This window comes from Amycolatopsis oliviviridis (assembly GCF_014654365.1).
GTDB classification, from domain to species: Bacteria; Actinomycetota; Actinomycetes; order Mycobacteriales; family Pseudonocardiaceae; genus Amycolatopsis; species Amycolatopsis oliviviridis.
The window spans coordinates 522,015-542,904 of the sequence record NZ_BNAY01000002.1 but is presented as its reverse complement, the minus strand read 5'-3'; the positions used below and the strand labels follow the sequence as shown (position 1 = coordinate 542,904).

At 69.6% G+C, this 20,890-nt stretch carries 17 protein-coding genes and 1 pseudogene; 13 read left to right on the top strand and 5 right to left on the bottom strand.

What is annotated here, in order from left to right; translation table 11 throughout:
- Positions 1-49: 49 nt before the first annotated feature.
- Positions 50-912: pseudogene (locus IE302_RS09635) on the top strand (glucosyl-3-phosphoglycerate synthase).
- Here the strand turns inward: IE302_RS09635 and IE302_RS09630 are convergent.
- Positions 886-1,770: a sterol desaturase family protein gene (locus tag IE302_RS09630; RefSeq protein ID WP_191253945.1), complete on the bottom strand. Its 885-nt coding sequence runs from the start codon at positions 1,768-1,770 to the stop codon at positions 886-888. The pseudogene IE302_RS09635 and the gene IE302_RS09630 sit on opposite strands and share 27 nt — an antisense overlap.
- A gap of 85 nt (positions 1,771-1,855) precedes the next feature.
- Here IE302_RS09630 and IE302_RS09625 point away from each other — a divergent pair, with 85 nt between their 5' ends.
- Positions 1,856-2,467 (top strand): TetR/AcrR family transcriptional regulator, encoded by a 612-nt coding sequence (locus IE302_RS09625; RefSeq protein ID WP_229907690.1) that lies wholly within the window; start codon positions 1,856-1,858, stop codon positions 2,465-2,467.
- On the opposite strand, the gene IE302_RS09620 is transcribed toward IE302_RS09625, so the two are convergent.
- From IE302_RS09620 to IE302_RS09610, 3 genes are all read right to left on the bottom strand, one after another.
- A complete protein-coding gene (locus tag IE302_RS09620; protein WP_191253943.1) occupies positions 2,442-2,960 on the bottom strand; it encodes an NUDIX hydrolase in 519 nt (172 codons plus the stop codon). The two genes, IE302_RS09625 and IE302_RS09620, sit on opposite strands and share 26 nt — an antisense overlap.
- 130 nt (positions 2,961-3,090) lie before the next feature.
- Complete coding sequence (locus tag IE302_RS09615) at positions 3,091-5,652, bottom strand: PQQ-dependent sugar dehydrogenase (protein ID WP_191253942.1); 2,562 nt, start codon at positions 5,650-5,652, stop codon at positions 3,091-3,093.
- Positions 5,653-5,937: 285 nt separating this feature from the next.
- The gene (locus tag IE302_RS09610; RefSeq protein ID WP_191253940.1) at positions 5,938-6,375 is read right to left on the bottom strand and encodes a PPOX class F420-dependent oxidoreductase; all 438 of its coding nucleotides are present in this window, start codon (positions 6,373-6,375) and stop codon (positions 5,938-5,940) included.
- Positions 6,376-6,484: 109 nt separating this feature from the next.
- Here IE302_RS09610 and IE302_RS09605 point away from each other — a divergent pair, with 109 nt between their 5' ends.
- From IE302_RS09605 to IE302_RS09585, 5 genes are read left to right on the top strand one after another with little or no spacing between them, the layout of a single operon-like run.
- Positions 6,485-7,939 carry a hypothetical protein gene (locus tag IE302_RS09605; protein ID WP_191254734.1) on the top strand — a complete coding sequence of 485 codons (1,455 nt, stop codon included), beginning with the start codon at positions 6,485-6,487 and terminating at the stop codon, positions 7,937-7,939.
- 56 nt (positions 7,940-7,995) lie between these two features.
- Positions 7,996-8,736: a hypothetical protein gene (locus tag IE302_RS09600; RefSeq protein WP_046199931.1), complete on the top strand. Its 741-nt coding sequence runs from the start codon at positions 7,996-7,998 to the stop codon at positions 8,734-8,736.
- 10 nt (positions 8,737-8,746) lie between these two features.
- Positions 8,747-13,222, top strand: coding sequence for a hypothetical protein (locus IE302_RS09595; protein ID WP_191253938.1), 4,476 nt, complete (start codon positions 8,747-8,749; stop codon positions 13,220-13,222).
- 53 nt (positions 13,223-13,275) lie between these two features.
- Positions 13,276-13,542 carry a type II toxin-antitoxin system Phd/YefM family antitoxin gene (locus IE302_RS09590; RefSeq protein ID WP_093934251.1) on the top strand — a complete coding sequence of 89 codons (267 nt, stop codon included), beginning with the start codon at positions 13,276-13,278 and terminating at the stop codon, positions 13,540-13,542.
- Positions 13,532-13,945 carry a type II toxin-antitoxin system VapC family toxin gene (locus tag IE302_RS09585; protein WP_191253936.1) on the top strand — a complete coding sequence of 138 codons (414 nt, stop codon included), beginning with the start codon at positions 13,532-13,534 and terminating at the stop codon, positions 13,943-13,945. Before IE302_RS09590 ends, IE302_RS09585 begins: the two co-directional genes overlap by 11 nt.
- Here the strand turns inward: IE302_RS09585 and IE302_RS09580 are convergent.
- The gene (locus tag IE302_RS09580) at positions 13,929-14,867 is read right to left on the bottom strand and encodes an AraC family transcriptional regulator (RefSeq protein ID WP_191253934.1); all 939 of its coding nucleotides are present in this window, start codon (positions 14,865-14,867) and stop codon (positions 13,929-13,931) included. The two genes, IE302_RS09585 and IE302_RS09580, sit on opposite strands and share 17 nt — an antisense overlap.
- Before the next feature lie 87 nt (positions 14,868-14,954).
- Here IE302_RS09580 and IE302_RS09575 point away from each other — a divergent pair, with 87 nt between their 5' ends.
- The 6 genes from IE302_RS09575 to tpiA all read left to right on the top strand — a co-directional run bounded on the left by IE302_RS09575 (position 14,955) and on the right by tpiA (position 20,775).
- Positions 14,955-15,383, top strand: a complete 429-nt coding sequence (locus tag IE302_RS09575; protein ID WP_191253933.1) for a nitroreductase/quinone reductase family protein — start codon at positions 14,955-14,957, stop codon at positions 15,381-15,383.
- A gap of 106 nt (positions 15,384-15,489) precedes the next feature.
- Positions 15,490-16,362, top strand: a complete 873-nt coding sequence (locus IE302_RS09570; protein WP_191253928.1) for a hypothetical protein — start codon at positions 15,490-15,492, stop codon at positions 16,360-16,362.
- Between the two features lie 39 nt (positions 16,363-16,401).
- Positions 16,402-17,589: a winged helix DNA-binding domain-containing protein gene (locus tag IE302_RS09565; protein WP_191253926.1), complete on the top strand. Its 1,188-nt coding sequence runs from the start codon at positions 16,402-16,404 to the stop codon at positions 17,587-17,589.
- Positions 17,590-17,767: 178 nt separating this feature from the next.
- On the top strand, positions 17,768-18,772 hold the full coding sequence (gene gap / locus IE302_RS09560; protein ID WP_191253924.1) for a type I glyceraldehyde-3-phosphate dehydrogenase: 1,005 nt from the start codon (positions 17,768-17,770) through the stop codon (positions 18,770-18,772).
- 9 nt (positions 18,773-18,781) lie between these two features.
- Entirely contained in the window at positions 18,782-19,990 is a 1,209-nt protein-coding gene (locus tag IE302_RS09555) for a phosphoglycerate kinase (RefSeq protein WP_308436860.1), read from the top strand.
- Entirely contained in the window at positions 19,990-20,775 is a 786-nt protein-coding gene (gene tpiA, locus IE302_RS09550; protein ID WP_191253913.1) for a triose-phosphate isomerase, read from the top strand. The genes IE302_RS09555 and tpiA overlap by 1 nt, the downstream gene beginning before the upstream one ends.
- The last annotated feature ends 115 nt before the right edge of the window (positions 20,776-20,890 follow it).

The window sequence follows — 20,890 nt, the reverse complement described above, 5'->3', positions numbered from 1 at the left end:
CCGCCGTCGAAGCTCACCGGTGAGGTGATCTTCGACGGAAGGGGAAGCCATGCGGGTATCGGCGGAGGTCGGCACGTGGCTCACCCGGCGCAGCAGCCGGGCGGACGACTGGTGGGCGGCGGAGCTGGTCGCGGCCAAACGCGGTACCCGGGTCTCCGTGGTGATCCCGGCCCGCGACGAGGAGGAGACCGTCGGCGCGATCGTCGGCACCATCCGGCGCGAACTCGTCGAGTGTTTTCCCCTGGTGGACGAGATCCTGGTGGTGGACAGCCATTCCACCGACGCCACCGCGATCTCCGCGACTTCACCGCGGACTACGTGACCGGACTGCTCGGACCGCTGCTGACCGACCCGGCGATCGCCTACGTCAAGGGCTTCTACCACCGTCCGCTCGCCGGGGCGGCGGGCGTCGAACCCGACGGCGGCGGCCGGGTCACCGAACTCGTCGCCCGTCCGCTGCTCAACATGTACTGGCCGGAGCTCGCCGGTTTCGTCCAGCCGCTCGCCGGTGAATACGCCGGGCGGCGTGAAGTGCTCGAAGGCATCCCGTTCGTCACCCACTACGGCGTCGAGGTCGGCCACCTGATCGACCTGCTCGAACTGCACGGTCTCGACGCGCTCGCGCAGGTCGACCTCGGTCACCGGACCCATCGCCACCAGGGCACCCAGGCTCTGGGGCGGATGGCCGCGCAGATCATGCTGACGCTGATGGACCGGCTGGAACGCGGCGGGCGGGTGATCTCGGCGGTGCCTCCGTCGACGGCGCTCGCCCAGTTCCGGCGTGGCGCGGGGGAGGCCGTTGAACGGGAGCTCGTGCTGACCGACGTCGCCCTCACGCAGCGGCCGCCGCTGGAGAGCCTCCCGCCGGAGATCCGGCCGGTGAACTCATCCTTGTTGCGGAGGACCGCTTAGGCTCAGCTCCTTCGCGGGCTGCCAGCCCGGCGGCCCGAACACGTACCCGAGCTTGTCCCGCCACGACCCGGCCGCGCGGACGTCGCGCAGGATCGAGCCGTATTCGTGGAAGCCGACCTTGAGCAGGTTGTAGGAGTCGACGTTCTTGGTCAGCCCGTAGGTCGGCCGTTTGCCCTCGGGCACGAAGCTGCCGAACATCCGGTCCCAGATGATCAGGATGCCGCCGTAGTTCGCGTCCAGGTACTCCTTGTCGCTGCCGTGGTGCACACGATGGTGTGAAGGCGTGTTGAACACGTACTCGAACCAGCGCGGCAGCTTCCGGATCTTCTCGGTGTGCACGAAGAACTGGTAGACGAGATCGATCGACAGGCCGGTGAGGATCATCCACGGCGGGATGCCGGCGAAGGCGAGGATCGACCAGAACGGCAGCTGGAAGTACGGGGTCCACTTCTGCCGCAGCGCCGTCGAGAAGTTGTAGTGCTCGCTCGAATGGTGCACCTGGTGGCCCGCCCACATGATCCGGACGCGGTGGCTCGCCCGGTGGTAGGCGTAGAAGACGATCTCCTGCCCCAGCAGCATCAGGACCCAGGTCCACCAGTCGTGCGGACTGAACTTCACCGGCGCCAGTTCGTACAGCGCGGCGAACACGAACAGCATGGCGATGCGGAAGACACCGTTGATCACCACCGCCACCGCGCCCATGGACATGCTGGTCCGGGTGTCCTTGACGCTGTAGCCGATGACGTTGTCGTCGTGGCCCAGCACGTGCAGCGCGAGGATCTCGATCGCGACGAACAGCAGGAACACCGGCGTCGCCATCAGCACCGGGTCACTCAGATGGGCAAGAAAATCCGCCACGGCACCACTCCCTGTCTCGACCCCCGGTATCTGACCTTCAGGTAACTTACCCTAGGGTCATTTACCTCAGGGTAAGATAACCGCCGTGACAGAAGCAAGGGCCGTCGGCACGAAGGGGGTGCCCCGCGAGGAGCGGGAGACCCAGATCGTGCGCGCCGGGACGGAGGAGTTCGGCAAGAACGGGTACGCCGGGGCGTCGATGGTGGAGATCGCCCGCCGGGTCGGTGTCACGAAACCCTTGCTGTACCAGTACTTCGGCTCGAAGGACGGGCTGTACCTCGCGTGCCTGCACCGCGCGGGGGACAGGCTGACCGAAGGGGTCGCCGAAACGATGGCGGAAGAGGGCGAGCCGCCCGAGCGGATGCCGCTCGCGGTGCTCTCGGCCATTTTCGAGACGTTCGACAACGACCGCTACGCGTGGAAGCTGCTCCGCGACCCGACGGTGCCCTCGACCGGTGAGATCGCCGGTGTCGCGGTCGACTACCGCTACCGGCTCGACGGGTTCGCGCTGGTCGGCGCCGCCCAGCTGATGCACTCGCGGGGGCTGGAAGACGAACGCGACATCGAGGCGATCGCCCAGGTGTGGACCGGGGTGGTCGATTCCCTGATCAGCTGGTGGATCGACCAGCCCGATCAGGACGCCGCGGCGATGACCGAACGCTGCTCGCGGATCATGCGGAACCTGTTCGGCTGGTGAGCGCGGCCAAGTCGGACACCGCGGCCTCGCAGTCGGAGAAGGCGAGCGGCGGGCGGTCGGTCAGCGGGAACCAGGCGTACTCGGAGTTCTCTTCCGACAGCACGATTTCCGCGTCCGGCGGGAGTTCGCAGGTGAAGGCGAGCCCGATCGTCTTGAGGCCGGTGTCGCCGTAGACCGACGGATACGATCCGGCGAACCGGAGGTTCCGGAGTACGCAGCCGGTCTCTTCGAGTCCTTCGCGGACGAGGTTCTCCTCGGCGGTTTCGGCGCCGGAGAGGAAACCGCCGACGGTGTCCCAAGCGCCCTTGCGGGGCTCGTGTGCCCGGCGCAGCAACAGGATCCGGTCGCCGTCGAGGATGAGACCGACCGTGGTCGGCAGCGGGTTGTCGTATTTGGTGAAGCCGCAGGCGGGGCAGAGGACGTGGGTGTCCTCGCCGGCGCCGTCGAGTCTCGTCCGGTCCCCGCAGCGCGGGCAGAACGTCCAGTCCTTCACCGGCTGAAGCCTAGGCGGTTCGCGTGAAAACGCCACCCCGCCGGGAAAACCCGGACGGGGTGGCGTTCCTCCAGTTCACACTGGATACGGTCGGGGTGCCCGGCGCCGCTCCGGACACCCCGGCCGTGACTCAGGACGCGGCTTTGGAGTTGCCGCGCAGTTTGACGTTGGCCGTCGAGGCGTTCTTGATCGCCGTCTCGATCTGCGCCATCGTCGAGGACGAGGACAGCCCCGGCACCGTGGCCGTGTTCAGCGCGTAGAGCGTGAACGTGTAGGGATGGGTGGAACCGCCGGGGCAGGGGCCGAAGTACTTCTGCGTGTTCGCCCCGCTGCCCATGGCCTTCTGCTTGGCGCCGTTCTGGTTCGGGACGGTGTAGCCGGAGCCCAGTCCTTCGGGCAGCGACGCCGCGGACGCCGGGATGTCCCAGATCGCCCAGTGCAGTTTGTTGCCGCTGTTGGCCACGTCGGCGAAGACGATCGCGTATCCCTTGGCGGCGGTGGTCCCGGCACCCCACGCCAGCGGCGGGGAGGTGTCCTGGCCCGCGGTGCCGTCACTGGCGCAGGTGTACTTGTCCGGGATCGACGCGTTGTCGGCGAACGCGGAACTGGCCAGTTTGAACGCTCCCGGCTGCTGCCCGCCACCGGGGAACCTCAACCGCACCACCACGTTGTCGATCCCGCTCGGCGTGCCGCCGTTCTTGTCCGCGTTGGTCGAGGTGACCCACAGGCCGCCGTCCGGGGTCTTGGTGACCGAGCGGAGCCTGCCCCAGCGGCCGGAGAACAGCGACTGCACCGAACCGACGCCGGTGCCCGACGCGTTGATCTGGGTGGCGAAGAGCTGCTCGCTGGTGACGGCCGCGACGTAGATCCAGTCGTTGACGATCTCGATCCCGCTCGGCCCGCCGGAGCTGGTCGACCAGGTCTTCTTCGGCGCGACCGTGCCACCGCAGCTGCCGTCGGTGCCTTCGCACTGGGGCCAGCCGAAGTTGCCGCCCTTCTGGATCAGGTTGAGCTCGTCCAGCTTGCCGTCGCCGAACTCCGAGGACCACAACTGGCCGCGGGAGTCCCACGCGAGGCCCTGCGGGTTGCGGTGCCCGAAGCTCCAGACGTAGCGGGCGTTGCCGCCGGTGGAGAAGAACGGGTTGTCGGCCGGCGCCGAGCCGTCGGGGTTGACCCGCAGGATCTTCCCGTTGAGCGAGCCCTTGTTCTGCGCGGTGTCCTTGTTCTGCCCGTCGCCGACGGTGGCGTACAGCTTGCCGTCCGGGCCGAAGCGAAGTCTTCCCCCGTTGTGGTAACGGTTCTTCGCGATGCCGGTGAGCACCGGGGTCGAGGTCGACGACAGCTTTCTGTTGTCGTAGGTCATCTTCACGATCCGGTTGTCGCCGGAAGCCGTGTGGTACAGGTAGATCGCGTGATCGGTGGCGTAGTTCGGCGAGATCGCGATGCCGAGCAGGCCGCCCTCGCCGTTGGTGCCGACCGCGCCGGGCACCTTGCCGACCGCGGTCTTCTCACCCGACGGCGTGATCCGCAGGATCTCGAACCGGTCCCGTTCGGTCGCCAGCGCGCTGCCGTCCGGCAGGAAGTCGACCGACCAGGCGAGGTCGACCTTCGTGATGTCCTTGTCGTACTCCGGGATCCCGCCGCCGGCGTTCCCGCTCGTCTTGGTGGTCAGCGCGGTGCTCGCGGCGGAGACGTTGCCGTCGAGGTCCCGTGCCTTCACCGTGAACGTGTACGAGGTGTTCGCCGTCAGCCCGGTGACCGTGGCGTCGAGGGACGGTGTCGTCGCGACCTTCGTGGCGCCCTGGTAGACGTCGTAACCGGCGACGGTGCCGCTGTCGTCCGTGGAAGCGTTCCACGCCAACGAGACGCTGTTCGCGGTCACCGCCGTCGAGCGCAGGTTCCCCGGCACGGTCGGCGGGGTGTTGTCCCCGCTGGACGGCGTGGTGAACTGCACGACATTGCTTTGCTGCGATGGGTTCCCGGCCGCGTCGAAGGCGCCGACCGAGATGTCGTAGGCCGTGTTCGGCTGCAGGTTGTCGACGGTCGCGGTGAGCGTGCTCCCGTCGACGCTCTTGAGGACGTTGCCGCCGCGCATGACGTCGTAGCGGACCACGCCGACGTTGTCGGTCGCGGCCTCCCAGGTGAAGGTGGCGCTCCGGGCCTTGATGTCCTTGGCGGCCAGGTTCTTGGGCGGGGTCGGCGCTTCGGCGTCGGACACTCCGCTCGCGGTGAGCTTGTCCGCGTTGGGGCCGCCTTCCGCGGTCGTCGCGGTGGTGCGGATCTTGTTGGCCCCGGCGGCCAGCGTGACGTCCTTGGTGACGGTCTTCCAGGTGGTCCACGCGCCGGTGCCGGGGAAGGACAGCGTCCCGGCGGAAGTGCCGCCGACGCTCAGCGAGACCGGCCTGTCGACCGTGGTTCCGTTGGCGTAGCGGAAAGTCAGCGTCTGGGTTCCGGCCTGCGCGGCGTTCACCGTGTACTCGACATAGCTGCCGACGACGTTGTCGAAGTTCACGAACCCGGCGCCGGAATAGCCCGCGTGGTTCTTTTCGACGGCGCCTTGGGAGATCGTCGCGGCTTCGGATTCGTAGTCGGTCGGTGCCGCGCCGGCGGGAAGGGCCGGCAGGACGGCGAGGGTCGTCGCCGTCGCGGCGGCACACGTGAGCAGCGCGCGCCACGGTGGTCGGGGTGCCACTGGAGCCTCCATGCGTGAAGTGGGGTCGGGAGGTGCAACGGCGGACCGGGACGAGACCCGGCGGAGGATCGTTTTAGTTAGGAAACTTTCCTATCTATGGTTCAGATCACACACCAGCGGGTGCTTCGTGTCAATAGTCGACCAACATCAACACGGAGGGTCACGCGAGCTGTCGCGGTCAGCGGGATTGCGACGCCTTTTGAACGCGTTTAGTCCTCTGGATGCGGTCCTTGCGTGTGCAAGGACCGCATCCAGAGGACTAAACGCGAAGGGAGGAAGGAGGGGTCAGCCGGCGATGTCCGCCCGCGCGATCACCTTCACGATTTTCGCCCGCACCAAGGACTCCTCGGGGACGGCGTTGCGCTTGCCGTAGGCCTCGGCCTTGTCCTCGCCCATGTACCGGCCACCGAGCCTGGTCGCCCATTCGAGCATCTCGTCGTAGTCGTGGTGCAACACGGCTTCGGCGGTGAACTGCACATAGGAGTACGGCGGCTTCTGGTCGTCGACGGCCAGTGAAAGCCGCGGGTCACGCCGCAGCGCCTTCCCCTTGAGCGTGTCGGTGCCGGTGGTGAAGATCAGCTCGTCCCCGTCGGGCCCCTCGTTCAGCAGGAACCACACCGGCGTGACGATCGCCGCACCGTTGGCACGGACCAGGCCGAGCATGCCCGTCCGCGTCCCCTCGCTCGCGAAGGCCCACCATTCGTCCCGGCTCATTTCACGCATGAAACAGACGCTACCGCCGCCCCGGGTGCCGGGCACCCCGGTCACCCGTGCGGGGCGCAGGGGGCGGCGACTAGCCTGGCCTGCTGTGCGAGACGACGAGCTGACCGGGATGGGGCTGGCCGACGAGGGGCTGACCCGCCGCCTCAAGGCGCTGGCCTGCACCGCGCCCTTGCACGACCTCGACGCGCGCAAGGCGAAGCTGGACTGGGCGGACGCGACGATCTACCAGATGGCCGAGATCGCCCTGCACACGATCGACCAGGTCACCGTGTCGATGGACTTCGACACCGGCGCCGACCACGAACAGGTGATCGTGCGGCTGCTGCCGTTCGTCGCGCTCCAGGCACCGGGCCGGACGCCGGACGAGCACGCCAAGGTCGCCCGGTGGGTGCTGGACAACCTGATCAACGTGGGCACCACCGATCGCGGGTTCCGCCGCGTCTACGGCTCCATCGGTCCCGGCGGCGGCTACCAGCGCCGTCAGTTCGACTTCAAGCTGCTGGTCGAGCTGGCCGCGCCCAACGGCGAGGTCTACCTGCGCGCCACCGACGAGGCGATCAACGTGCTCGTCGGCGCGCTGGACACCGACGTCGAGTCCGCGCAGATCGCGGCCGAGGTCAAACTGGAGAACCTGATCAACCGCGGTCGCCTCGCCGACGCCAAGCTCGCCGCCGAACAGGCCCGCTACCGGACCGTCCAGTACGGCGAGACCCTGCGCGCCAAACTCGACGCCACCCGGCGTGACGTGCGCGCCGTCGACTGGGAGCGCGAGGTCCCGGACCTGCTGGACCAGGCGCTGTCGCATATCGAGTCCCGCTTCCGCGCCGAGAACGCGATCCTCAAGAACATCACCGCGTCGAGGGACGAGACCGAGGACCTCGACCGCAAACGCCGGGCCGCCGAACTGGTCGACATCGTCAGCGACTGCATCCGCCGCCACACGCGGCTCCAGTCGAGGCTGGCCGACGCCGGTGCGGTGTTCCGCGCCGAACAGGACCGCCAGCAGTTCTCCGGGCCGCCGCAGCGCGCGACGATCGACCTGTTCGGCCAGCTCCTGATGCCGACGCTGGGCCTGCCGATCGCCGAAGCCGTCGCGCCCGCCGAGTCGTTCTTCCACGCCGGGGCCGGGATCTCCCCGCCGACGGTGCCGTCGCTGTCCTCGCTGGTGTCGCTGCTGCTGCGGCCGGCGCCGGAACGCGACCAGCTCGTCGGCGAGATCCCCGAACCCGAGCTGATGCCCGCCGAGGTCACCGACAAGTTCGGAGACGAGCAGTGGCGCCTCGCCGACGACCTGCTTGACCTGCCGGAGGTGCCGCGACGGCTGTCCGGGCTGCTCGAAGAGGCCCGGCGGATCGATCCCGGGCTGCCCGCCCTGGTCGCGTTGCGGGCGGTGCACGCCTACAGTCCCGAGGTCGGCGCGGCGCTTCGGCTGGGGGAGCACCAGGTGCTGCTGGCCGTCGACGACGGCACGCTGCTCGAAGACCCCGAGTTCGGCGGAGCGGATCTGCTGCTTTCGTCGGCCCGGGTCGATCGTGAGGATCAGGAAGAGGAGGAGGTCGCGTGACGACGGGGATTTCTACAGGGGACGTCGAATCCGCGGCCCGGCTCGTCTCGTTCGGCATGCGCCCCAAGCAGCTGCCGTCGCGGGACGTCGTCTACGGCGACCTCGTCCGGCGCTACGGCGAGGACAGGGCGTTCAAGCAGCTCACACACGCGGTCGCGGCCGGGCTCGGGCTGATGGTGCTGGAGGTCAACCTCCAGGCCGGTGCCGTGCTGGCGGCCACCGACGAGTCCGTGTTCGAGATCAAGATGGACAGCTACGCGCGGCAGAGCAAGATCCGCGAACGCCGTGAGACCGAGAAGGTCCTGCACGGGCTCGTGCACCTCGCCACCGCCGCGCTCGGCTATCCGCGCCCGGACGACCTCGCCAACGACACCTACATCGGCCGCGTCAGCGTCGAGCAGGTGGACGCGATGGTGCGCGAGGCCTGCCGGATCCTCGACGAGCGCGCGGCGGAGGCCGAGGCGAACAACGACCCGCTGGCCGACGCGCCCGAACTCGAACAGGCCTGGCGCGCCTACGCCCGGCGTCCGGCCGCGGCGGCGACCAAGGACGGCAGGCTGGCGTCGGACACCACCCGCGGCATGGTCGCGCGGGCGCTGCGTTTCCTCGCCGACCAAGGCTTTCTCGTCCAGGTCAGCGGGGAACAGGGCGGGACCTACCGCACGACACCGCGCTATCAGGTGCAGGTGCGCGAACTCGCCGCCGACGCGGCCTTCGACGATCTGCTGGAGCTGAACGTGGTCTCGGTCGCCAACGGCGGCGGGACTCTGCGTGCGGCGGCGTCAGACACGCTTTAGAGGGGAATCGATGTACGAGCTTTCGCGGGTTCGCCTGCACTCGGTGGGTCCGGCGGGCGCGCGGTACCAGGACGTCGTGCTGGACTTCAGCGGCGTCGGCGCGGCCATCACCGCGCCCAAGCAGGACGCGCTGTTCAGCGCCGGGATCCACCTGGCGGGGGAGGGGCCGCCACGGCGGCCGTCCCCGGCGAGCGTGCTGTTCCTGGAGAACGGCGGCGGAAAGTCCGTCCTGATCAAGCTGATCTTCTCGGTCATGCTGCCCGGCCGCCGCCAGGTCGTCGGCACGACCAACACCAAGGTGCTGGAAAAGTTCGTCGCCGCCAAGGACGTCTCGCACGTCGTGCTGGAGTGGCTGCAGGTCGAGACCGGTCACCGGGTGATCACCGGCAAGGTGTCGGAATGGCGCGGGCACGTGGTGTCGGCGGACTCGGAGAACCTCGTCGACTCCTGGTACTGCTTCCGCCCCACGCCTTCGCTCGATCTGGACACGCTGCCGCTGACGTCGGACGGCAGGCTGCTGACGATGTCCGGTTTCCACGACCAGCTCGACAAGGTGCACGGCGGCGAGCCGGAACTGGAGCTGTTCTGGACCCGGCGTCACCACGAATGGACGTCGCGGCTCGACGGCCTCGGCCTCGACACCGAGCTTTTCCGGTACCAGCGCGCGATGAACGCCGGCGAGGGCGAGGCGGCGGACGCCTTCGCGTTCAGCACCGACGAGGCGTTCGTCGAGTTCCTGCTGCGCGCGGTCCTCTCGGAAGACGAGCCGAAGGACCTCGCCGAGGTCGTCGCGACCTACGCGCACAACCTCGCCCAGCGCGGGGATCTGTTGTCCGAGCGGGATTTCGTCGCCGGGGCGCTCGATCTGCTCACGCCGCTGGCGGAGGAGGAAGGCGTCGCCGCCGCGTCGCGGAAGCTCGCCGACGCGGCCCGCGCCGAGATGCGGACGCTCGCCGGTCAGGTCGCCGCGCGCGACAAGCTGGAGAACGAGCGGCTGAGCGGTCTCGACCAGCACGTCGACGAGGTGAAGTCCGCCGAGAAGCTGGCCGAGGGCGATCACCGCCGTCTCGCCGCCGGGGTCACCGAACTCCGCCGCCTGGTCGGGAAACTGCGGCTCGACGAGGCGCAGGAGAGCAAGAAGCGGATCGACGGCGAACTGGCCGAAGCCAAGACCGCCGCCGAGGCCTGGCGTGAATGCGCCACCGTGCTCAACCACCTCAACGCCGCCCGCAAGGCCCGCGATTTCCGGGAGCTGGTGGGGAATCGCGAGCAGAAGGCGCAGCCCGCGCTGAAGGCGCGCAACTCCGCTGCCACCGCACTGGCCAGGGGACTGCTGGCACTGGCCAAGAACGCCACCGATCAGGCCGCGAAGGCCGAGGCCCACGTCGGTGCCCTGCGTGCCGAAGCGGAGAAAGCCCAAGCCGAACGGGACGAATCGGCGAACCTCGCGGCCTCGCGCCGGGCGGAAGCCCGCGGCATGGGCGCGCGGATCGCGGAGATCCGCGAGGAGATCGCGGAAACCGTCCGGTCCGGCGCGCTCAAGGCCGGGGCCGACGTCGCCGAGGCGGCGCGCGCGGCCCGGACCGAAGCCGAGACGACCGCCGCGGAACTCGTCCGCCGTGAGCAGGAACTCGAACGCGTGGCGGAGGATCTGCGGTCCGCGCAGGGCGCCGTCAACGACGCGCACCGGCTCACGGGGTCCACAAAGGACAGGCTGGAACGCGCGGCCGAAGAACTCGACAGGGCCAACCGGCGCACCGACGCGCTCGCCGTCGAACCGCGGCTGAGCGAACTCCTCGGCGCGGACGACGTCGCGCTGGAGACTGATCTTCCGGTGCTGCTGGAACGGCTGCGCGAGGCGGGTTCGGCGGCGGAGAAGGAACAGACCGCGCTGCGGATGGAGGAATCCGTCGACGAGCGCGCGCTCACCGCGCTCGGTTCGGGTGGCCTCCTGCCCGCCCCCGAAGAGGTCCAGGCCGCGCTGGACGCGCTGGAAGCCGCCGGGATGAACGCGTGGTCCGGCTGGCGTTATCTGTCTACTTTGGACAAGAAGCGGCGGGCGGCCGTGCTGGCCCGCGCGCCCCAGCTGGTCTCGGGGATCCTGCTCAACGAGCCGGAACAGGTCCGGCTCGCCGAGAAGGTCCTGGCCGAACGGCGTCTGCTGCCCAGCACGATCATCCCGGTCGCCACCACCGAGGCCACCACGACCGACCGCCTGCCGGGCGAGGCGGGCATCGAGTTCCTCGTGCCGCCCAACCCCGCGATGTACGACGAGGAAGCCGCCGACGCCGAGCGCGAGGCGATCGCCCTCCGACACTCCGAACGTCAGCGCCGCCTGGAGGCGCTGACGACGTCACTCGCCGACGACAGCGCGTTGTCGTGGAAACTCAAGACCTGGCGCGAGGACTACCCGCCCGGCAGCATCGCGACGCTGGCCGAGCAGCTGCAGACCGCGCGCACCGCGCACGAGACCGCGCGGACCGCGTTGGATCAGGCGGAAAAGGAATTCCAGCGGCTCGGTGAGAAGGCGACCGGGCTGCGGGAGCGGGTTCCCGAGCTGCGCACGGCTTCGGCCGAGGCGGGGGAGCGGGCCCGCGGCCTGGAAACACTCGCCACGCGCGCCGCGAAGATCCCCGAGTGGACGGACGACGTCGAGCGCGCGACGGAGACCGCCGAGCGGGCCGAGACGACGGCGTCCGAGGCCGCGACGAAGGCTTCCCGGCTGCGTGAGCAGGCCGGTGAGGAACAGCGCACCGCCGACGGGCACCGGCGCACGGCGACGACCGCGAAGTCGGAGCTGGCCGAGGTCCCGGGATCGAGCGACGTCACCGAGGACGATCCCGCGCCCGCCGAACCGGTGGACGCTTTGCGGCGTACTTTCGCGTCGGCTTCCGAGGCGTACGCGAAGGTCGAGGTCGGCAGCGACCTCCGGGCCGAACTCGACCAGGCCGAGAGCGTGGAGGCGTCCGCGCGGGCGGCCCTCGAAGCGCTGGACGACGCCGTCCGTGAGCGGGCCTCGGTGCTGCTGGAGACGCCGGACGGTTCCGACGCTTCGGCGCGGGCGGCCGCGCAGGCGCGGGCGAACCGCGCGGTCGCGGTGCTGGAGGAGGAACGCACCGAGATCGTCGGTCTCGTCGCGACCCGCAAGGCGGAACTGAGCCAGCTCCCGGAGCAGCCGTCGGCCCTGGCCGCGATGTCCTCCGACGCACGGCCGAAGGACATCGAGCACGGCCTGGCGCTGATCGACGACGCCGGTCTCGAAGTGTCCGCCGCCGCGCGGAAATGGGAAGAACTCCAGGAACGCCGTGCGGCCGCGGAAGCGACACTGGAGTCCGCGAAGACGTCCGCGTCCGGGTTCGGCCTGCTGGCCGAGTCGATGGCGCATCTGCTGGCCAAAGAAGACGACGAGGCGGCGTTCGACGGCGACGTCGAATCCGCGCGGGCCAAGCACTCCCGGCTCAACACCGCGCTCACCGACGCGCAGGACGCCGCCGACGCGGGCGACCGCCGGGTGCGGGCCGCGGCCGACCAGCTGGCGCAGTACGCCACGGACAAACGGTTCGAGAAGCTCAGCACACCGGTGCGGCAGCAGGTGATCTCGGTCCGCCGCGACCAGCTGCCCGCCCACGCCGCGGAATGGGCCGAGGCACTGCGGCCGCGGCTGCGCACGCTGACCGACGACCTCGCGCAGATCGACCGGCACCGCGGCGGCATCATCACGCGCCTGCAGGGCATGGTCGACGGCGCGTTGCGCACTCTCCGTGCCGCGCAACGGGTTTCGCGGCTGCCGGACGGCCTCGGCGACTGGTCGGGCCAGGAGTTCCTGCGGATCCGCTTCACCGAACTCGAGGAGAACGTGCTCGCCGAGAAGCTGGGCGAGGTCGTCGACGAGGCCGCGATCGGGAAGACCTCGGACGGCCGGGACGTCAAGCGGGACGGGCTTTCGCTCGTGCTGCGGGGCGTGCAGGCCGCCGCGCCCAAGGGTTTCCGGGTCGACATGCTGAAGCCGGACTCCGTGCTGCGGACCGAGCGGCAGCGGGTTTCCGAGATCCGGGACGTGTTCTCCGGCGGGCAGCAGCTGACCGCGGCGATCATCCTGTACTGCACCCTGGCGGCGCTGCGGGCGAACAACCGGGGCAAGGCCCGCAACCGGCATTCCGGCGTGCTGTTCCTCGACAACCCGATCGGCCGCGCGTCGGCCGGGTACCTGCTGGAGTTGCAGCGCGCGGTCGCGGAGGCGCTGGGTGTCCAGCTGATCTACACCACCGGCCTGTTCGACGCCGGCGCGCTGAGCGAGTTCCCGTTGATCGTGCGGCTGCGCAACGACGCGGATCTGCGGGCGGGCCGCAAGTACCTGTCCGTCGACGCGACGATCCGGAACGCGACCGACGAACTCGGGGAGCCGGACGGCGTCGCGCGGCTTTCGGCGACGAGGCTGTTCACCCGGCCTGCCGACGAGCCTGAGCAGGAAGAGGAGACAGCCTGACGGGTGTGTGGCACGCGGTGGCACACAGGGGCACAAGGTGTTAGAGTGCGAGTATGAGCGTCCAGCACGAGATCTCCCAGCGTGATCTCCGGAATCGGTCCGGCGAGATCATGGACGCGGTCGAGCACGGTGAAAGCTTCACCGTGACACGTAGCGGCTCGCCCATCGCCCAGCTGGTCCCGCTGTGTCGGCGGCACGCCGTGTCCCGTGACCAGTTCGCCGCCGTCTCGGCGAACGCTCCGCTCATCGACCCGGACAGGTTCCGCGCGGACCTCGACGACGCTCTCGAAGGGGAGGCGGACGATCCCTATGGCCGCTGAGGTCCACGGCCTGCTCGACACGAACATCCTCATCCTCCGGCGGGCGATCGATCACGCCCAGCTGCCGGATCTGATGTCGATCAGCACGATCACGCTCGCCGAACTGTCGGCGGGCCCGCACTACGCCGAAGACCCGGCCGAACGGGCCCGGCGCACGGATCTGCTGCAACGGGTGGAGTCGGAGTTCGACCCGCTGCCCTTCGGCACCGAAGCGGCACGGATCTTCGGCAGGGTGTCGGCGTCCGTGCTCGCGATGGGCAGGACGCCCCGCCGCCGGGTGGCCGATCTGATGATCGCCAGCGTGGCCATCGCGCACCGGATGCCGCTGTACACCACCAATCCACAGGATTTCGAAGGCCTGAAAGAACTTCTCGACGTCGTTCCGGTCACTCGGCCGTCCTGATCCCCTCCCGGGCCGAGGTGCGGTACTGCCCGGGGGCCTGGCGCCGCGCGCGCCGGAAAGCCCGGCTGAACGCGAACACCGACGTGTAGCCGACCGAGTGGGCGATGCTGTCCACCGTCTCGTCGGTGTCGCGGAGCCGGACAGCGGCCAGGTCCATCCGCCACTGGGTCAGGTAGTCGCCGGGAGTCCGGCCGGTCGTTTCGCGGAAACGGCGGGTGAGTGTGCTGCGCGAGGTCGCCAGTTCCGCCGCGAGCAGATCGGTCGTCCACGGTTTCGCCGGGTCCTCGTGGATCTTGGCCAGGGCCACGCTGACCAGCGGATCGCCCAGCACGCCGAGCCAGGTTCCCCGCGCCTCGGCCGGTTTCTCGGTCCGCCACACCCGGAGCAACTGGACCAGGAGGATGTCGACCAGCCGGTTCAGAACGAAGTCGGTGGCGATCTGCGGACTGGCCAGTTCCCGTGACAGCAGCCGGACGGTGTCGTCCAGCCCGTCGCCGCCGCGGTTCGCGCGGATGTGCACCACGTCCGGCAGCGTGGCGAGCACCTGGATGGACACCGCCGGGTCGTAGTCGTAGGACGCGCCGAGGACGTGGGTCTGCACCTCCCCGGTGCCGAGGCGCAGCACGCCGCCGCATTTCCGCGCCCGCTCCGCCGCCGTGCAGAGCTGGGGAAGGATCGGGGCGTCCGGGGCGCTGCGCAGGGTGTGCTCCGGCCCGTTCGGCAGGAGGACGACGTCGCCGGGCATGAGCTGCCGCGGTGGGTGGCCGGGAAGATCCAGCCAGGCCGTCCCGCAGGTGATGGCATAGAAGGCCGCGCCCGCGATGCGGTGCCAGAGGATTCCCCACGGTCCGGACCCCTCGATCCGGGCCCCGGCGGCGCCCCGGACGCCGCCGACGGCGAGCGTTTCGGCCAAGAGGTCCATGCTGCCGATGGTAGTGCGACAGATGGATATGTCCATGGCGATTTCAGGCATCGATGTGGTCACTCGACGCGTCATACGATCAGGGTCATGGCTGAAACGATCGACTTCGACTTCGACGGGATCAACCGCAAGGTGATCGCCGAGTTCCGCGAGACCGGGGGCAAGGCGGGCGGCATGTTCGAAGGCTTCCCGCTGGTCCTCGTCCACCACACCGGCGCGAAGTCCGGCAAGGAGCGGATCGCGCCGCTCGTCCCGCTCCTGGAGGGCGACCGGATCTACATCTTCGCCAGCAAGGGCGGCGCCGACGACAACCCGGCGTGGTTCCACAACCTGGTGGCCCACCCGGACACCAAGGTCGAACTCGGCACCGAGACCTTCCCGGTCCGCGCGCGGGTGCTCACCGGCACCGAGCGCGACGACGTCTACGGCAGGCAGTCCACCCTCATGCCGCAGTTCGCCGAGTACCAGCGCAAGACCACCCGGGTCATCCCGGTCTTCGAGCTGGAACGGGTCTGAGGGGGAGCCGGGCGCGCGGCGGTTTCGGCGTCGTGCGCCCGGCCACTCGGTGAGGAAACACCGAAACCCGCCCGAAGCCCACTGCCCGATCTCTAGCATCCTCGGCATGCCTTCGGATCCGCCGAGAACCGGCGAGGGAATCCCCGACCTCACCCCGTTCACCCGGGCAGCCGTCCGGCTGCATCCCCGGGCGGGTACGCCGACAGCGCGCGACAGCCATATCGGCGGACCGTTGCTGTGGCCCGTCGGCGAGCCCTGGCCGCACTGTCTCGACACCGCGCGGAACGAGTCGGCGCCGGGCGTGATCCATACCCCGGCGGCCGAATTGGAAGCGGCACACCCCGTCGACAAGCCGATGCCGCTGGCGGGTGTGGCGCAGTTCTTCCGGCGAGACTTCCCGAAACTGCCGTTTCCCGGCGGCACCGACCTGCTGCAGGTGCTGTTCTGCCCGGATCCCCACGACGGCCCCGGCTACTGGGGGCCGGGTGTCCAGGTGGTCTGGCGGAATTCCGCCGGAGTGACCGATCTGCTCGAGAGCCCGCCCGAGCCGTTCCAGGCCGACCACTACGAATACCTGCCCGCGCGGCCCTGCTCGTTCGCGCCCTGCGAGGTCATCGACCACCCGCGCCCGTCGGAGCTGCCCGCCGAACTCCGGGCGACGCTGCCCTTCGTCGACGAGCATGGCGAATTCGTCGATGACGAAGCCGAGGACGCCTGGCCTCCGCTGGCCACCGGGTCCAAGCTCGGCGGCCTGAACTTCTGGTGGACGTCCGGCCCCGATGGGTTCCCGCTGACCTGTCCGGAGTGCGGTGCCGGACTCGAACTCCTGCTGGCCTTGGAAAGCTCGGAGAGCCAGGACGACGAGTGCCCCTGCGAGCAGCCGGACGACGGTCCCGGCTGGGAGCTGGCGGGTTCGTCGGTCAACGTCCTCGTCTGCGGTGCCGACGCCACGCACGCGATCAGGCCGCACGCGGACTGATCCCGGGGTTCTGTCGGGGCCCGGTGGTAGAACCGATCCGTGACCCCCAAGATCGACGTCCGGCAGCGCCGCGCCCGCCTCGCCGCGCGCCACCACCTGGCCACGCCCGCCTCGTCGGTGCACGCCGTGGCGGACGCGGTCGTCGCGCTGCACGCCACGGATCCGGCGACGGTCCACCTCTCGACGTGGGCCCGGCTCAAACGCGCCGGCGTCACGGACGTGGAACACGCTCTCTACGACGAGCGCGCGCTGGTGCGGATGCTCGGCATGCGCCGCACGGTCTTCGTGGTCGGGCACGAGAACGCGGCACTGGTCCAGGCGGCGTGCTCGGCGGACATCGCCAAGAAACAGCGCCGCCTGCTCGAACAGCATCTCGGCACGCAGGGACACCCGGAGAACGTGCCCGAGCCGGACCGCTGGCTGGCCGAGGTCGAGGACGCGACCGAGCGCGCCCTGAAGGCCCGCGGTTCCGCCACGGCACAACAACTCTCGCAGGACGAGCCCCGCCTCAAACAGCGACTCCTGATGGCGAAGGGAAAGCCGTACGAGGCGATCGCCAACGTCACCAGCCGGGTCCTGTTCCAGCTCGCGGTCGACGGCCGTATCGTCCGCGGCCGCCCGCGCGGGAGCTGGATCAGCAGCCAGCACTACTGGGCCACGATGGGGGACTGGCTGCCCCAGGGCCTCGCCGAGTGGGACGCCGACGAGGCCAGGGCCGAGCTCGCCCGCCGGTGGCTCTTCGCCTACGGCCCGGCGCCGATCGCGGACCTGCGGTGGTGGACGGGCTGGACGGTCGGGCAGACGAAGAAGGCGCTCGCCGCTGTTCAGCCGATCGAGGTCGACCTGGACGGCGTCCCCGGCGTGCTGCTCGCCGACGATCTGGAGCCGGTCGCGGAGCCCGCGCCCTGGGTCGCGCTGCTCCCGTCCCTCGACCCGACGGCGATGGGCTGGATCGAACGGGACTGGTACCTCGGCCCGCACCGCGCGCCGCTGTTCGACGGCACCGGCAACATCGGGCCCACCGTCTGGGCCGACGGCCGGATCGTCGGCGGCTGGGCACAGCGTCAGGACGGCGAAGTCGTCCATCACCTCCTGGAGGACGTCGGCTCGGACGTCGAACGGGCCGTCGAGGCGGAGGCGAACCACCTGGCCGAGTGGTTCGGAGAGGTGCGAGTCACGCCACGGATGCGCACCCCGCTGGAGCGACGGCTAGCACAACAAAGCTGAGAGTTTTCCCAAGACATCCTGGTAGCGACGCACTTAATCGATTCTTGACCTGACCCACCGAGTGGTGGAAGTCTCGTCAGGGCAAAGAGGGTCGCCCGAGCACGCACGCTAGGGTTGCGCCCGAGTAAAGGACGTCTTACCGGGGCGATCCCGGACGAGTCTCAAGGGAGTGGCAGCAGTGACGGTTCGCGTAGGTGTCAACGGCTTCGGCCGCATCGGCCGCAACTTCTTCCGGGCCGTGCAGGCCGCCGGTCACGACATCGAGGTGGTCGCGTTCAACGACCTCGGCGACGTCGCCACCATGGCCCACCTGCTGAAGTACGACTCCATCCTCGGCCGCTTCCCGGGCGAGGTCAGCGTCAGCGACGAGGGCATCGTCGTCGACGGCAAGACGATCAAGGCCCTCGCCGAGCGCGACCCGGCCAACCTGCCCTGGGGCGACCTGGGTGTGGACGTCGTCGTCGAGTCGACCGGTTTCTTCACCAACGGCGACGCCGCCAAGGCGCACATCGCCGGCGGCGCCAAGAAGGTCATCATCTCCGCGCCCGCCAAGGGCGAGGACCTGACCGTGGTGCTGGGCGTCAACGACGACAAGTACGACGGTTCGCAGACCATCATCTCGAACGCGTCCTGCACCACCAACTGCCTCGGCCCGCTGGCCAAGGTCCTCAACGACGCCTTCGGCATCGAGCAGGGCCTGATGACCACGATCCACGCGTACACGCAGGACCAGAACCTGCAGGACGCCCCGCACAAGGACCTGCGCCGCGCCCGCGCCGCCGCGCTGTCGATGGTCCCGACCTCGACCGGTGCCGCCAAGGCCATCGGCCTGGTCCTGCCGGAGCTCAACGGCAAGCTCGACGGCTACGCGGTCCGCGTCCCGGTCCCGACCGGCTCGGCCACCGACCTCACCGTCTCGCTGACCAAGAGCGCGACCCTCGAGGAGATCAACGCCGCGTACAAGGCCGCCGCCGAGGGCCCCCTGGCCGGCATCCTGCGCTACAGCGACGACCCGATCGTCTCGGCCGACATCGTCACCGACCCGGCGTCCTGCATCTACGACGCGCCGCTGACCAAGGTCATCGGCAACCAGGTCAAGGTCGTCGGCTGGTACGACAACGAGTGGGGCTACTCCAACCGCCTCGCCGACCTCGTCAAGCTCGTCGGCAACAAGCTTTCCTGACCGATGGCGCTGAAGAACCTCGAAGACCTGCTGAGCGGGGACGTTTCGGGCCGGTACGTACTCGTGCGTTCCGACCTGAACGTCCCGCTCGACGGGGAGACCATCACCGACGACGGCCGTGTCCGCGCGGCCCTGCCGACCCTCAAGCGTCTCGCCGAGGCGGGCGCGAAGGTGGTCGTCACGGCGCACCTCGGCCGTCCGAAGGGCGAGCCGGACCCGAAGTTCTCGCTCGCGCCGGTCGCCGCGAAGCTCACCGAGCTGCTCGGCGTCGACGTCCCGCTGGCGGGTGACCTGGCCGGCGAGTCCGCCAAGGCCACCGTCGCGGGCCTGACCGACGGTCAGGTGGCCCTGTTGGAGAACGTGCGCTTCGACGCGCGCGAGACCAGCAAGGTCGAGGCGGAGCGTCAGGAACTGGCCGCCGAGCTGGCCGCGCTCGTCCCGGGCGGCGCGTTCGTCTCCGACGGCTTCGGTGTCGTGCACCGCAAGCAGGCCTCGGTCTACGAGATCGCGCGTGCGCTCCCGGCGTACGCGGGCGGCCTCGTGCTGGCCGAGGTCGACGTCCTCAAGAAGCTGACCGAGGACCTCGCCCGGCCGTACGTCGTCGTCCTCGGCGGCGCGAAGGTGTCGGACAAGCTGGGCGTGATCGCCAACCTGCTGACCAAGGTCGACAGGCTGCTCATCGGCGGCGGCATGGCGTACACCTTCCTCAAGGCCCAGGGCCACGAGGTCGGCAACTCGCTGCTGCAGGAGGACCAGCTCGACCAGGTCCGCGGCTTCCTCGCCGAGGCGGAGAAGCGCGGCGTCGAGCTCATCCTGCCGGTGGACGTCCTCGCCGCGACGGGCTTCGCGGCCGACGCGGAGTTCGACGTCGTCGACGCGACGGCCATCCCGGCCGGCCGCATGGGCCTCGACATCGGCCCGAAGTCGCGTGAGCTGTTCGCGGGCAAGCTGGCCGACGCCGCGACCGTGTTCTGGAACGGCCCGATGGGCGTGTTCGAGTTCGAGTCCTTCGCCGGCGGTACCCGTGCCGTGGCCGAAGCGCTGGTCAAGAGCGACGCCTTCACCGTGGTCGGCGGCGGGGACTCCGCCGCGGCCGTGCGGCGGCTGGGCCTGCCCGAGGACGGCTTCTCGCACATCTCGACCGGCGGCGGCGCGTCGCTGGAGTACCTGGAGGGCAAGGAACTGCCCGGAGTCGCTGTGCTGGGAGAGAACGACTAGTGGCGCGCAAACCGCTCATCGCCGGCAACTGGAAGATGAACCAGAACCACCTCGAAGCCATCGCGCTGGTTCAGAAGATCGCCTTCGCCCTGCCGGAGAAGTACTACGCGAAGGTCGACGTCGCGGTCCTGCCGCCGTTCACCGACATCCGCAGCGTCCAGACGCTGACCGACGGCGACAAGCTGTCGCTCACCTACGGCGCCCAGGACCTGTCGCCGCACGACTCCGGTGCCTACACCGGTGACGTGTCGGGCCCGATGCTGGCGAAGCTGGGCTGCAGCTTCGTCACCGTCGGGCACTCGGAGCGGCGTGAGTACCACGGCGAGTCCGACGAACTGGTCAACAAGAAGGTCAAGGCCGCGCTCAAGCACGGCATCACGCCGATCCTGTGCGTGGGGGAGAAGCTCGAGGTCCGCGAGGCGGGCGAGCACATCACCCACACCACGACCCAGCTGGTCGAGGGCCTGAAGGGGCTCAAGAACGAGCAGGTCAAGGACGTCGTCGTCGCCTACGAGCCGGTCTGGGCCATCGGGACCGGCAAGGTCGCGACCCCGGCCGACGCCGAGGAGGTGTGCGGAGCCATCCGCGCCACCCTCGCCGAGAAGTACGGCGCCGAGGTCGCGTCCTCGGTCCGCGTGCTCTACGGGGGCTCGGCCAAGGCCAACAACATCAGTGACCTCGTGGCCTGCGAGAACATCGATGGTGCGCTCGTCGGTGGTGCCAGCCTGGATGGTGACGAGTTCACCAAACTCTGCGCACTCGCCGCGGGCGGGCCCCTGCCCTGATCGGGGCACCTACCGGGTAACCTGGGTATCCGGTCCGTCACACAGCAGTGGACGAGTCCAGGAGTACGGTGTGTGCTGACAGTCACAAGCTGTCGGTGGCACACCGTTTTCCTGC